The sequence below is a fragment of the Streptomyces sp. NPDC046712 genome, assembly GCF_040645695.1.
GTDB lineage: Bacteria > Actinomycetota > Actinomycetes > Streptomycetales > Streptomycetaceae > Streptomyces.
The window spans coordinates 56,529-69,108 of sequence record NZ_JBEYYW010000019.1 but is presented as its reverse complement, the minus strand read 5'-3'; the positions used below and the strand labels follow the sequence as shown (position 1 = coordinate 69,108).

Sequence of the window (12,580 nt, the reverse complement as noted above, 5' to 3'; positions counted from 1 at the left end):
CGCGCACGATCGGATAGCAAGGGCCCATGGCCGTTTTCGTCGCGCTCGGCGCGTTCCTCATGACGCTCTTCGGCGGCTGGACGGCGCAGCGCGTCACCGACCGACGGCACCTGGTCCTCGGCCTGGCCGGCGGACTGATGCTCGGCGTGGTCGGACTCGACCTCCTGCCGGAGGCGTTGGAGGCCGCGGGCCACAAGGTCTTCGGCGTGCCGCAGGCCCTGCTCCTCTTCGTGGGCGGCTTCCTCCTGGCGCACGTCGTGGAACGCCTGCTGGCGGTCCGTCAGGCCGCGCACGGCGTCGGCGCCCATGAGAGAGTGCCGCAGGTCGGCCTCACCGCGGCGGCCGCCATGGTCGCCCACAGCCTCATGGACGGCATCGCGCTCGGCGCCGCCTTCCAGATCGGCGGAGGCATGGGCGCCACCGTCGCGCTCGCCGTCATCACCCACGACTTCGCCGACGGATTCAACACGTACACGATCACCAGCCTGTACGGGAACGCCCGTCGCAAAGCGATCACGATGCTCGTCGCCGACGCGCTCGCGCCGATCGTCGGCGCCGCGTCGACCTTGCTGTTCACCCTTCCGGAGGAACTGCTCGGCAGCTATCTCGGGTTCTTCGGCGGCGCCCTGCTCTACCTCGCCGCCGCCGAGATCCTCCCCGAGGCCCACCACGAACACCCGGCCCGCTCCACCCTGTTGTGCACGGTGGCGGGCGTGGCCTTCATCTGGCTCGTGGTGGGCGTGTCCGGCGGCTGATCTCACGCGGCGGGCCCGTTCACGCAGTGCTCCACGAACCGCACGGCCGCCTCCGGGGCACCCGCCCAGTGGGTGTGCACATAACTCGCGTGCACCCCCTGCCGGACGAAGCCCTCGACTCTCCGCTCCGGCTGCCGCAGCCCCCAGGCCGCCTGCGTCCCGGCGCCCGGCTCGATCACCGTCCGATGGAACTCGTGGCCCCGCATCCGCGCCCCGGCCGCGGCGAGCGAACTGTCGCTCACCGCCACGGCGTCCCGATACCCGAGCGTCAGCCGCTCCGACATCCGCGCGTCCGCGTCGAGCACCCCGCACATCGGCGTCCCGTCGAGGGACCGGGCGAGGTACAGCAGCCCGGCACACTCGGCGGCGATCGGCGCCCCGGCCGCGGCGAGTTCGGCAACGGCCTTGCGAAGGGGCTCGTTGGCGGACAGCTCGGCCCCGTACATCTCGGGAAAGCCGCCACCTATGACGAGCCCGCTCGTCCCCTCGGGAAGCGCCTCGTCCCTGAGCGGATCGAACCTGACGACCTCGGCCCCGGCGGCGGTGAGCAACTCGGCGTGCTCGGCATACGAGAAGGTGAAGGCCGCGCCTCCCGCCACCGCCACGACCGGTTGTGGGCAATCGTTCCGCAGGGCGGTGGGGGTGCCCCCGGACGAAGTCTGGGGGAGGGTGGGCACAACCGACCCACCGGCGGTCAGCCGGACCGCGACGTCAGGCTCCCACGCCTCCGCGTGCAACGGAGGCGCCGACCGCGCAAGGGCCATGAGCGCATCCAGGTCGCACCCCTGGCGCACCTGCTCCGCCTGCGCGGCAACCGCCTCCACCGCCGCGGCCTGCCGCTCGGCCACCGGCACAAGCCCCAGGTGCCGCGACGGCGTGGCAACGGCAGGCGCCCGACGCAGCACGCCCAGCACCGGCACCCCCGACCCGCCAAGAGCTTCCCGCAGCAGATGCTCGTGCCGGTCCGTCGCGACCTTGTTCAGGATCACCCCGCCGATCCGCACCTCCGGATCCCACGAGGCGAACCCGTGCACCAGCGCCGCCACCGACCGCGACTGCGACGACGCGTCCACGACCAGCACCACCGGCGCCTTCAGCAGCTTCGCCACCTGCGCCGTGGACGCCAGCTCGCCCTGGTCGGCCGCCCCGTCGTACAGGCCCATGACGCCCTCGACCACGGCCAGGTCGCAGCCACGCGCCCCGTGCTCGAAGAGCGGCGCGATCAGCCCCGTACCGCACATGTACGCGTCGAGGTTGCGGCCCGGCCGGCCGGTCGCCAGCGCGTGGTAGCCCGGGTCGATGTAGTCCGGGCCGACCTTGTGCGGGGACACGGCCAGACCGCGGCCGGCGAACGCGGCCATCAGGCCGGTCGCGACCGTGGTCTTGCCCGCGCCGGAGGACGGCGCGGCGATGACGAGACGTGCTACCACTCGATGCCCCGCTGGCCCTTCTGACCCGCGTCCATCGGGTGCTTCACCTTCGACATGTCCGTGACCAGGTCCGCGAAGTCCAGCAGCTCCTGCGGGGCGTTGCGGCCGGTGATGACGACATGCTGCTGCCCGGGCCGGTCGCGCAGCACCTCGACGACCTCCTTGGTGTCGATCCAGCCCCAGTGCAGGAGGTAGGCGAACTCGTCGAGGACGTAGAACTTGTACTTCTCCTCGGCGAGGTCGCGCTTGACCTGCTCCCAGCCCTCGCGCGCCTTGTCCTCGTGGGACTGCTCGCCCTCGGCGACCTCGCGCTGGATCCAGGACCAGCCCTCGCCCATCTTGTTCCAGGTGACGGTGCCGCCCTTGCCGGTCTCGCCGAGCGCCTTGAGGGCGTTCTCCTCGCCGACCTTCCACTTGGCGGACTTGACGAACTGGAACACCCCGATCGGCCAGCCCTGGTTCCAGGCGCGCAGCGCCATGCCGAACGCGGCGGTCGACTTCCCCTTGCCGACGCCCGTGTGCACCATCACCAGCGCACGGTTGCGGCGCTGGCGGGTGGTCAGACCGTCGTCCGGAACGACGGTCGGCTGTCCCTGCGGCATTACGCGGCCCTCCTGGTTGTCTGTCCTGCCTGTACGTCTCTGACGAGCCCGGCGATCGAGTCGGCGCGCAGCTCGTCCAAGGTCACGGCGGTCCCGCCCAGTTCGCGGGCGAGGTCCCCGGCGAGACCGAGCCGCACGGGCCCGGTCTCGCAGTCCACGACGACGGCCGCGGTGCCCTCGGAGGCATGCAGCCGCGCCGCACGGGCGGCGAGCGCCACGGGGTCGGCCCCGCCGCCGGTCGCCCGGCCGTCGGTCACGACGACGAGCAGCGGGCGCCGCGAGGGGTCGCGCAGCCGCTCGACGCGCAGCACGTCATGGGCCTTGAGCAGCCCCGCCGACAGCGGCGTACGGCCGCCCGTCGGGAGCTGTTCCAGCCGCGCGGCGGCCGCGTCGACGGACGAGGTCGGCGGCAGCGCCACCTCGGCGTCCCGCCCCCGGAAGGTGACCAGGCCGACCTTGTCACGGCGCTGGTAGGCGTCGAGCAGCAGCGAGAGCACGGCGCCCTTGACGGCGCTCATCCGCTGCCGGGCCGCCATCGAACCGGACGCGTCCACGGCGAAGAGCACGAGGTTCCCCTCGCGGCCCTCGCGGGTCGCCTGCCGCAGGTCGTCCCGGCGGACCACGAGCCCGGGGCCGGACCGGCCGCGCGCCTTCTGGTGCGGGGCGGCGGCGTGCACGGTCGCGGCCAGGTGGAGCTTGGTCAGCGCGCCCCGGGGCCGCACGGACCCCGTCGTCCTGCCGTGCTCGGTACGGGCCCGGGAGCGGCGCCCGGCCGCGCCCTCGCCGAGTCCGGGCACGCTGAGCATCTTCGTACGGAAGGGCTCGGCGGCTTTCACGGCGGCCCGCTCACCGGCGCCGCCACCACCGCCCGGAGCGGGTGCGGGGGCCGGGGCCTCGTCCGAACCGGCGTTCTCCGGAGCCGAGTCAGGCCCCTCACCCTGCGGAGGAACTCCGCCGCCTCCGCCGTCGGGGCCGCCGTTTCCCGGACCGGGATCCGGATCGTCGTCGGGGTCCTCGTCGCCCTTGAACCGCTCCAGCGTCTCGTCGAGCTTGTCCTCGTCGAGGCCGGGCGCGTCGAACGGGTTCCGTCGCCTGCGGTGGGGGAGGGCGAGCAGCGCGGCCTGCCGTACGTCCTCGGAGGTCACCTCCGTCCGCCCCGCCCACGCGGCGAGCGCCGTCGCCGTCCGGGCCATCACGATGTCCGCGCGCATCCCGTCCACCTCGAACGCGGCGCAGGTCGCCGCGATCTGGAGCAGCGCGGCGTCGCCGAGCGCGACGCTCGGAAGGAGCCGGCGGGCGGCGACGATCCGGTCCCGCAGCGCGGTCTCCTCATCGGCCCACCGGGCGGCGAAGGCGGCCGGGTCGTCGTCGAAGGCGAGCCGGCGGCGCACCACTTCGACCCTTTGCTCGGGCTCGCGTGAGGCCGCGACCTCGACGGTGAGCCCGAAGCGGTCCAGCAACTGCGGCCGCAACTCGCCCTCTTCGGGGTTCATCGTGCCGACCAGCAGGAAACGGGCCGCGTGCCGTACGGAGACGCCCTCGCGCTCGACGTACGAGGAGCCCATGGCGGCGGCGTCGAGGAGCAGGTCGATCAGGTGGTCGTGGAGGAGGTTGACCTCGTCGACGTACAGGATCCCGCGGTGCGCGTCCGCGAGCAGCCCGGGCTCGAAGGCCTTCACGCCCTCGGCGAGCGCCCTCTCGATGTCCAGCGCGCCGACCAGCCGGTCCTCGGAGGCGCCGACGGGCAGCTCGACCATCCGCGCGGGGCGCGCGCCGGCCGGCGCGGCCTCGTGCGGCCCGTCCGGGCACTGCGGATCGGGCGCGCCAGGGTCGCAGCTGAAGCGACAGCCGGTGACCACCGGGACCTCGGGCAGCAGGTCCGCGAGCGCCCGCACGGCGGTCGACTTCGCGGTGCCCTTCTCGCCGCGTACGAGGACACCACCCACCGCGGGGCTCACCGCGTTCAGCAGCAGCGCAAGCCGCAGGTCGTCCATGCCGACGACGGCGGTGAACGGATACCGGGTGCTCATCGGGTGGTCACTCCTTCAACTCGTACGGACTCGGGGGCGTTCACGGCGCGCCCGGCGGGATGAACGGCAGCCCCGCCGGGGCCCCGGTCTCGATCAGCCGCAGCAGCGCGTCCGTGTCCGCGTGTTCCTCGATCAGGTCGCCGAGGCGGTCAAGCTGCTCCTCCCGCAGCGCGTGGAACGACGTGTCGGGGGCCGGGACGAAGCGCCGTCCGGCCGCCGCCGCGACCTCCCGAAGGAACGCCCGGCGGAAGCCGTCGCTCTCCAGCGATCCGTGCCAGTGGGTGCCCCACACAGCGCCGACCCGGCAGCCGTCCAGGAAGGGGTCGCCGCCGAGCACCTCCGCGACGCCGTGGTGGATCTCGTACCCCTCGACGTGCTCGCCGAGCGCCTCGCCGACCGGCCGGGCAAGGGTCTTCTCGGGCGCGAACCGGACGCGTACGGGCAGCAGTCCGAGCCCGTCCACGGTGCCCGCCCTCGACTCGACCTCGTCCTCGATCCGTTCACCGAGGGACTGGAAGCCGCCGCAGATGCCGAGTACCGGCCGGCCCTCCGCCGCCCGCCGTGCCAGCGCGTCCGCGAGTCCGCGCTCGCGCAGCCACGCCAGCGCCTTGACCGTCCCCCGGGTCCCCGGCACGACCACCAGGTCCGCGTCGACGAGCTCCTCGGCCCGGTCCACGAACCGCACCACCACGCCCGGTTCGGCCGCGAGGGCGTCCACGTCGGTGAAGTTGGACATCAGCGGCACGGCGCACACGGCGACCCGCAGCACGTCCTCGCCGACCGGCGGCGTCACGACCGACTCGCGGACGGCGCCCCGCAGGGAGACCCGCAGGCCGTCCTCCTCGTCGATGCCGAGCCCGTGCGCGTACGGCAGGACACCGAACGTCCGGCGCCCGGTGAGCCCATGCAGCATGTCGAGGCCCGGCTCGAGCAGGGTCACGTCGCCGCGGAACTTGTTCACGAGGTAGCCCGCGATCAGCTCCTGGTCCTCGGGCGCGAGCAGCGCCGTCGTACCGAAGAACTGGGCGAAGACCCCGCCCCGGTCGATGTCGCCGACCACCAGCACCGGCAGCCGCGCCGCCCGTGCGATGCCCATGTTCACGATGTCCGTGCGCCGCAGGTTGATCTCGGCCGGACTGCCCGCCCCCTCGCAGATCACGGCGTCATACGTGCCCCGCAGCTCCTCCAGGCACGCCAGGACCGGCTCGAAGAGCTCCTTCTGCCGCCCCCCGTGGTAGCCCCTGGCGCTGAGTTCGCCCACCGGCTTGCCCATCAGGACGACCTGGCTCGAGCGGTCGCTGCCCGGCTTCAGCAGAACGGGGTTCATCAGCGCGGTCGGTTCGACCCGGGCCGCCTGCGCCTGCATGGCCTGCGCCCGGCCGATCTCCGCGCCCTCCCTCGTCACGAAGGAGTTCAGGGACATGTTCTGGCCCTTGAACGGGGCGACCTTCACGCCCTGCCGGACCAGCCAGCGGCAGATGCCCGCCGTGACGACGCTCTTGCCCGCGTCGGACGTGGTCCCCGCGACCAGCAGCCCCCCGCCTCTCATGCCTTCCTCCGCTTCATCGCGCCCGCCACGATCCGTCCACCCACACACACCGCCAGCGTCAGCGCGGTCACCCGGCGCGAGAGCCGTACCGCCCGCTCGATGTCGCCGACCTCCACGGCCCGGCCCTCCCCGTTCAGTACGGGCCGGTGTTCGACCCGTCCGCCGTACGAGAGCGTCCCCCCGAGCCGTACGCCGAGCGCTCCCGCGAAGGACGCCTCCACCGGACCGGCGTTGGGGCTGGGGTGCTTGGCCGCGTCCTGGCGCCAGGCCTTCACGGCCCCCCTCGGGTTGCCGCCCGCCACCGTCGCGAGGGCGGCGGTCAGCCGGGCCCCCGGCCAGCCGGCCACGTCGTCGAGCCGGGCCGAGGCCCAGCCGAAGCGCCGGTACGTCGGGGACTTGTGGCCGACCATCGCGTCCAGCGTGTTCACGGCCCGGAAGCCGACCAGGCCGGGAACCCCCGCGACCGCTCCCCAGACCAGAGCGCCCACGACGGCGTCGGAGGTGTTCTCGGCGACCGACTCCACCACCGCGCGGGCCATCGCCGGACCGTCCAGGGCCTGCGGGTCACGCCCCACCAGATGCGGCAGCCGCTCTCGGGCCACCTCCAGGTCCCCGGCCGCCAGGGCCCCGCCGATGGCGCGGGCCTCCCGGCCCAGGGTCGTACCACCGACGACGGCCCACACGGAGGCGGCGGTCAGGGCGACGGCGGCTCCGGGACGATCGCGCACGGTACGGGCGGCCAGCGCCGCGACCGCCGTGGCACCGCCGGCGCAGACGGCGGTGTGCAGCGCGCCCCACCCGCGGTGGTCGCGCCGGAGAAGCTTCTCGACGGAGCCGGCGACCCGTCCGAACGCGGCGACCGGATGGCCGCGGCGGGGGTCGCCGATGATCAGGTCCGCCGCCAGACCGGCGGCGGCGCCGTACGCGAATACACCTGTGGCTGCTCTGCGGCCGGGCATGGCGCTGTGTCCTCACTCAGGGTCCGCGCCCTGGCTCGACGTGACCGGCGGTGAGAGTTCCTGGCTCCCGGGGTTCGACTCCCCGGTCACAGTGGCGGGACCGCGCCGGATTCGCACCGGACTTCCTCTACTGCCGCCGTAATGGCCCCGGAAGTCCACCACGCTGTGCGAACACCCGTCAACTCACCCTTGACCTGCGGCGGGACAGTGTGCGAAGCCCCACACCCAGGGTCTGTCCGGCGGATCATGGCCGGGTCGCGACCCCGACACGACGGACGGGCGGGCCGCACCCGAAGGTGCGACCCGCCCGTCCGTCGAAGCGGGACCGTCGTCAGACGACGATCAGATAGATGCCGAACGCGACGGCCGCCGCGCACAGCGCGAAGCAGGCGTACGCGCCGGTGCGCGCCAGGGCGGCGGAGCCTCCCTGGGAGGCGGCCTGCTCCTGCTTGGAGAGGCCGACGATGCCGAGGGTGAACAGGCCCACGAGGGCGACGGTCGCCACGAGGCTGACTCCGAAGACGGAGCCGAGAGCTGCCCAGTCGATCTTCATGTCGTTCGTTCCTTACACCGCGGCCGCGGGGGCCGTGGGGGCTGCCGGGTCCGTGGGGGCCGGCGAGGGGATGGTGGTCTTGAGGTCCTCGTCCGCGACGGCGGCGACGGAACCGGCGGGCGGCGGGGTGACGGCCGCGATCGCGGTGGTCACGACACCAGCGGGCTCGGCGTCGATGTCGTCGGCCGTGACGTTGTGGTGGTCGACCGGCTTGCGGCGCGACAGCGCCCAGATGACGCCCGAGCCGGAGACGAGGAGGACCGCGACGGCGGCGACGCCCCAGCTGCCCTGCTTGGTGAGGAACTCGGCGCCTGCGGCGACCAGGCCCGCGGCGGGCAGGGTCAGACCCCAGGCGACGAACATCCGGGTCGCGGTCGACCAGCGGACGACACCGCCCTTGCGGCCGAGGCCCGCGCCCATCACGGCGCCGGAGCAGGACTGCGTGGTGGAGAGGGAGAAGCCCAGGTTGGACGAGGCCAGGATGACCGTGGCGGCGCTGGTCTGGGCGGCGAAGCCCTGCTGCGGCTGCAGGTCGGTGAGCCCCTTGCCCATGGTGCGGATGATGCGCCAGCCGCCGAGGTAGGTGCCGAGCGCGATCGCGACACCGGCGGAGACGACGACCCACATCGGAGGGTTGGAGCCGGGGGCGACGACACCCTGGGTGACCAGGGCCAGGGTGATGACACCCATGGTCTTCTGCGCGTCGTTGGTGCCGTGGGCGAGGGAGACGAGACCGGCGGAGGCGATCTGGCCGACCCGGTAGCCCTTGGCCGTGGACTTCTCGTCGGTCCGGGAGGTGATCTTGTACGTCAGCCTGGTGGCCGCCATCGCGGCGAGGCCGGCGACGAGCGGCGCGGCGACCGCGGGGATGAGCACCTTGGTGACGATGGTGCCGCCGTTGACGGCCGACCAGCCGGCCGACATCACGGCCGCGCCGATGAGGCCGCCGAAGAGGGCGTGGGAGGAGCTGGACGGCAGACCCATGAGCCAGGTCAGCAGATTCCAGAGGATGGCGCCGACGAGCGCCGCGAAGATCACTTCGGTACGAATGCCCTGTTCGTTGATGATCCCGCCGGAGATCGTCTTGGCGACCTCCACGGACAGGAACGCGCCGACCAGGTTGAGCACGGCGGACATGGCCACCGCCGTCTTGGGCTTGAGGGCACCGGTCGAGATGGTCGTCGCCATCGCGTTGGCGGTGTCGTGGAAACCGTTCGTGAAATCGAACACGAGAGCTGTCACGACCACAATCGCGAGCAGCAGCGTGATGTGTTCCATTTACCCAGGCAATCGTTTGACGTCAGTGGCTGGTCGAACGTAGGCAACCTGAGTGAACGGAAGGTGAACTGGGTCGGGCTGCATGGTGTCCCTATCCGGTGTCGGAGCATTCCGCTTAGCCGTGCGGGAGGCCACCTGTCCACGATGTGGTCCCCGTGCAACCCGGGGTAAGCCATGCGGTTACAGGGCAGATGAGACTTCCTCCACTTCCGTCACTCCCGTCCCGTGTCACCCTCTGGACCGCATCAGCCGACCGGGGGACCCGCGGACGAGATCCACGTCACTCCCCAGGGGCAGACCCGGGAGGGTCCGTCCGGGTCTGTCCGGTGGCAGCCAGCCGCCGCCCTGCCGACACTGGGACAGTGCGCCCGGCTACAGCGACGGCAGCGGCCGTCACCACTCTGATCGGTGTCGGCGCGGCCGCGGTCGCGGCCGGCCGGTACGCCGGCGACGCCGCCCTCAAGGCGGCGTCCGGACGGCCCCTGCCCGGCGACCCCCGGCTCACCGTGCACGACACGGGACCCGACCGGGTCACCCTCACCCGCAGCCTCGCCTCCCTGCGTCCCGGTACGTACGGGATCCAGGGCCCCGACGTCCACGCCGTCGTCGGACCCGTCCTCGACCGCGTCCCGCACACCGCGGACACCGTCGTCCGCCGCCTGGAACGGGTCGAACTCGGCACCCTGGAACCCGGCGCCCGGGTCCGTCTCACCCCCGAGCTGCACAGCGGCACCCCGCACAGCGCGCTCGGCCTCGACCACGAGGACGTCGAGATCCCCGGCGAACTCGGCACCCTGCCCGCCTGGCTCGTCCCAGGGGCCCGCTCCACCTGGGTGATCGCCCTGCACGGCCTCGGCACCACCCGCCGGCACCCCCTCAACCTCGTGCCGTTCCTCTCCCGACGGCAGATCCCCGTCCTCTGCGTGGCCTACCGCGGGGACGAGGGCGCGCCCCCGTCCCCGGACGGCCTCGGCCACCTCGGCGACTCCGAGTGGCGCGACGTCGACGCGGCCCTCCGCCACGCCGTCCGCAAGGGCGCCCAGCAGGTCGTCCTGTACGGCTGGGGCACGGGCGCCGCGATGGCCCTGCACGCCGCCGCCGACTCCGGCGTACGGGACGTGGTCCGCGGCCTCGTCCTGGACTCCCCGGTGCTCGACCGCGAGGCCACCCTGCGCAACCTTGCCGCGGCCCGCGGCGTCCCCGGCCCGCTGCTCCCGCTCGCGGTCCGAGCCGCCCGGGGCAGGGCCGGTCTGCACGGCGACCGTCTCCAGGAGGTCGCCGACCCGGCCGGGCTGCGCGTGCCGACCCTCGTCTTCCACGGCCCCGACGACACCATCGCCCCCTGGGAGCCGTCCCTCGAGCTGGCCGCCCGCCGCCCCGAACTGGTCACCCTGCACACGGTCCGCGGCGCCCCGCACGCCTCGATGTGGAACGCCGACCCGGTCCGCTACGAAGAGGCCCTGCGTCGCTTCCTCACCCCCCTGATCTGACCCCTCCTCGGCGGCGTTCCACCGGCGCTGCCGATTCCGATTGGGCTTTCGGGCCGTCAGCGGGAAGACTGCCTCCGTGACGTCTCGAAAGCCTGATGAGCAAATGGCGCGCAACTCCAGACTCCGACTCGTCCGTCCGCGGGCACTCGCCACCGCCCGACGGGCTGTGACGACGCGGCGCACCCGGCCGGCGCCGCGGCCGCCCGAGGGCACTCCGCCCCGCGCGGAGCTGGCCCGCCAGGCACGGACCGTCCTCGCCGACGCCGTACGGATCGCCCGCTGGGCCGCCGTCGAGCGCGGCGCCGGGGCCACCGCCCCGACCGGTCCCGAGGCCGACCCCGACGCCGTCCCCGCCCAGGAACGCGCCGCCGCCGCACTGGACCTGACGCCCGGCCAGGTCCGGGCCGGCTGGGACCGGGCCCGGCTCGCCGGACTCGTCGAACTCCACGGCGGCACCGCCCGCCCCGGCTGGCGCCTGCACGCCTGGGACCGCGACGACTCGGCGGTGCTGCGCGGCTGGGTCGCCCTGTTCGACGCCTGGTCGCTCGTGCACCCCGCCCCCGAGGACGTGGCACCCGGCGCCGTGGCCGAGGTCGTCGAGGCCGTCCCCCAGGTGCTCTCCCTCCTCCAGCTCTCCGCCGGCCCCGTGCTCGTCCCCGCCCTTCTCGACCTGCTCCAGCAGCGGGTGGAGGAGCTGCGCGAGGAGCGCTGCGAGGTCCCCGTCCAGGGCCACGCCCCGGACGCGGACGCGGGCCCGGACCCCGACGGGCTCCCCGCCCTCCTCGACTGGGCCCTGGAGGGCCTCGCCGCCGTCGGCGCACTCACCCTGGGCGAGGGCCAGGCGACCCTGACCCCCCTCGGCAACTGGGCGGTCTGGGTCAAGCTGGAGCAGATCTGCGTCGCCGCCCAGAGCCCGGCCGGCAACATCGAGCAGTCCGCCGAGGACATGCTCCGCGGCTGCGCCCGCCTCACCCCCGGCCCGGCCCGTGACGAGTACCGCGCCTGGCTCGCCGCCCGCACGCTCTCCAGCGCGGTCACCGAGCTCCTCGCCGTCGCCCGCGGCGAGGACGCCCTGCTCCGCGGTCTCGCCTTCGAGGCGCTCCGGGTCGTCGGAGCCCCCGCCGAGGCCGAGGTCCGCGCCGCCGCCGAGGAGGCGTCGCTCCGTCCCTACGCCCTGCTCTGGCTCGCCGAGTACGACGGCGCGGACCCCGACGACGCCCCGGACGTGCTCACCCGCGAGGAGGCCACCTGGCTCTGGGTGGACACCGCCGCGGCCGTCGCCGACCACGGCGAGAGCGCGCTGCTCGTCCGCCACCTCGACTCCGCCGTGCAGGGCACCGTTCCGGCCCTCCTCGACGAGGTCAGGGCCGTCGGACACCCCCGTACGGTCCAGGTCCTGGTGGCCCTCGCCGCCGCCCACCCCGACCCGGCCCTCGCCAAGGCCGTCCGCAGGGCGGCCTTCCAGGTCCACACCGGGGGAGCGTGAGGGTCCGCGCCGGGGCGCGCGCGGGGGTCCGCTACTCCGCGCCGCCCGGGAGGTACGTGGCGAAGCTCCAGATGTTGCCCTCGGCGTCCCGGGCGATGTAGTCCCGCGAGCCGTATTCCTGGTCCGTGGGCGGCATGACGATCTCGACGCCGTGCTCCACCGCCCGTGCGTGGTGTGCGTCCACGTCGTCCACGTGGACGTACACCCCGACGGGCCCGGAGCCCTCCATCAGCTTGTCGAACTCGCTGCCCGTCCCCTTGCTCCCGAGCATCACCATGCCGTTCCCGTACGACAGCTCGGCGTGCGCGACCTTGCCGTCCTCGCCCTCGTACACCGCGGTGCGGGTGAAGCCGAACGCCTCCGTGAGCTGTTTGATCGCGGTGTGCGCGTCGTCGTAGGTCAGGGTCGGACAGATGTGGGGTGCCTCAGCCATCCCGATCACTCCTTA

Annotated in this window: 11 protein-coding genes and 1 riboswitch; of the genes, 3 read left to right on the top strand and 8 right to left on the bottom strand. The window is 73.7% G+C overall.

Annotated features, from left to right (window positions below; genetic code table 11):
• Positions 1 to 26: 26 nt before the first annotated feature.
• The gene (locus ABZ939_RS24115) at positions 27 to 755 is read left to right on the top strand and encodes a ZIP family metal transporter (RefSeq protein WP_361858794.1); all 729 of its coding nucleotides are present in this window, start codon (positions 27 to 29) and stop codon (positions 753 to 755) included.
• Between the two features lie 2 nt (positions 756 to 757).
• Here the strand turns inward: ABZ939_RS24115 and ABZ939_RS24110 are convergent, their stop codons facing one another.
• From ABZ939_RS24110 to ABZ939_RS24080, 7 genes are all read right to left on the bottom strand, one after another.
• Complete coding sequence (locus ABZ939_RS24110) at positions 758 to 2,185, bottom strand: cobyrinate a,c-diamide synthase (protein ID WP_361858791.1); 1,428 nt, start codon at positions 2,183 to 2,185, stop codon at positions 758 to 760.
• A complete protein-coding gene (gene cobO, locus ABZ939_RS24105) occupies positions 2,179 to 2,787 on the bottom strand; it encodes a cob(I)yrinic acid a,c-diamide adenosyltransferase (protein ID WP_361858788.1) in 609 nt (202 codons plus the stop codon). Before cobO ends, ABZ939_RS24110 begins: the two co-directional genes overlap by 7 nt.
• A complete protein-coding gene (locus ABZ939_RS24100) occupies positions 2,787 to 4,817 on the bottom strand; it encodes a putative cobaltochelatase (protein ID WP_361858785.1) in 2,031 nt (676 codons plus the stop codon). The genes cobO and ABZ939_RS24100 overlap by 1 nt, the downstream gene beginning before the upstream one ends.
• A gap of 40 nt (positions 4,818 to 4,857) precedes the next feature.
• Positions 4,858 to 6,366, bottom strand: a complete 1,509-nt coding sequence (locus tag ABZ939_RS24095; protein ID WP_361858782.1) for a cobyric acid synthase — start codon at positions 6,364 to 6,366, stop codon at positions 4,858 to 4,860.
• Positions 6,363 to 7,325 carry a cobalamin biosynthesis protein gene (locus tag ABZ939_RS24090; RefSeq protein WP_361858779.1) on the bottom strand — a complete coding sequence of 321 codons (963 nt, stop codon included), beginning with the start codon at positions 7,323 to 7,325 and terminating at the stop codon, positions 6,363 to 6,365. The genes ABZ939_RS24095 and ABZ939_RS24090 overlap by 4 nt, the downstream gene beginning before the upstream one ends.
• A gap of 32 nt (positions 7,326 to 7,357) precedes the next feature.
• Positions 7,358 to 7,502: riboswitch (cobalamin riboswitch) on the bottom strand.
• Positions 7,503 to 7,656: 154 nt separating this feature from the next.
• Entirely contained in the window at positions 7,657 to 7,878 is a 222-nt protein-coding gene (locus ABZ939_RS24085; RefSeq protein WP_361858776.1) for a hypothetical protein, read from the bottom strand.
• Positions 7,879 to 7,890: 12 nt separating this feature from the next.
• Positions 7,891 to 9,156: an inorganic phosphate transporter gene (locus ABZ939_RS24080; protein WP_361858773.1), complete on the bottom strand. Its 1,266-nt coding sequence runs from the start codon at positions 9,154 to 9,156 to the stop codon at positions 7,891 to 7,893.
• Between the two features lie 362 nt (positions 9,157 to 9,518).
• Here ABZ939_RS24080 and ABZ939_RS24075 point away from each other — a divergent pair, with 362 nt between their 5' ends.
• Both ABZ939_RS24075 and ABZ939_RS24070 read left to right on the top strand, forming a co-directional pair.
• Positions 9,519 to 10,646 (top strand): alpha/beta hydrolase, encoded by a 1,128-nt coding sequence (locus ABZ939_RS24075; RefSeq protein ID WP_361858771.1) that lies wholly within the window; start codon positions 9,519 to 9,521, stop codon positions 10,644 to 10,646.
• Positions 10,647 to 10,749: 103 nt separating this feature from the next.
• Positions 10,750 to 12,132, top strand: a complete 1,383-nt coding sequence (locus ABZ939_RS24070) for a hypothetical protein (RefSeq protein WP_361858768.1) — start codon at positions 10,750 to 10,752, stop codon at positions 12,130 to 12,132.
• Between the two features lie 31 nt (positions 12,133 to 12,163).
• Here the strand turns inward: ABZ939_RS24070 and ABZ939_RS24065 are convergent, their stop codons facing one another.
• Positions 12,164 to 12,565 (bottom strand): VOC family protein, encoded by a 402-nt coding sequence (locus ABZ939_RS24065; RefSeq protein ID WP_361858765.1) that lies wholly within the window; start codon positions 12,563 to 12,565, stop codon positions 12,164 to 12,166.
• Between the last annotated feature and the right edge of the window lie 15 nt (positions 12,566 to 12,580).

Bases quoted from the DNA above. Each gene is read 5' to 3' on its own strand.
- ABZ939_RS24115 (WP_361858794.1), top strand. From the start codon at position 27: ATGGCCGTTTTCGTCGCGCTCGGCGCGTTCCTCATGACGCTCTTCGGC.
- ABZ939_RS24080 (WP_361858773.1), bottom strand. From the start codon at position 9,156: ATGGAACACATCACGCTGCTGCTCGCGATTGTGGTCGTGACAGCTCTC.
- ABZ939_RS24070 (WP_361858768.1), top strand. From the start codon at position 10,750: ATGGCGCGCAACTCCAGACTCCGACTCGTCCGTCCGCGGGCACTCGCC.
- ABZ939_RS24065 (WP_361858765.1), bottom strand. From the start codon at position 12,565: ATGGCTGAGGCACCCCACATCTGTCCGACCCTGACCTACGACGACGCG.
- ABZ939_RS24085 (WP_361858776.1), bottom strand. From the start codon at position 7,878: ATGAAGATCGACTGGGCAGCTCTCGGCTCCGTCTTCGGAGTCAGCCTC.
- ABZ939_RS24090 (WP_361858779.1), bottom strand. From the start codon at position 7,325: ATGCCCGGCCGCAGAGCAGCCACAGGTGTATTCGCGTACGGCGCCGCC.
- cobO (WP_361858788.1), bottom strand. From the start codon at position 2,787: ATGCCGCAGGGACAGCCGACCGTCGTTCCGGACGACGGTCTGACCACC.
- ABZ939_RS24100 (WP_361858785.1), bottom strand. From the start codon at position 4,817: ATGAGCACCCGGTATCCGTTCACCGCCGTCGTCGGCATGGACGACCTG.
- ABZ939_RS24095 (WP_361858782.1), bottom strand. From the start codon at position 6,366: ATGAGAGGCGGGGGGCTGCTGGTCGCGGGGACCACGTCCGACGCGGGC.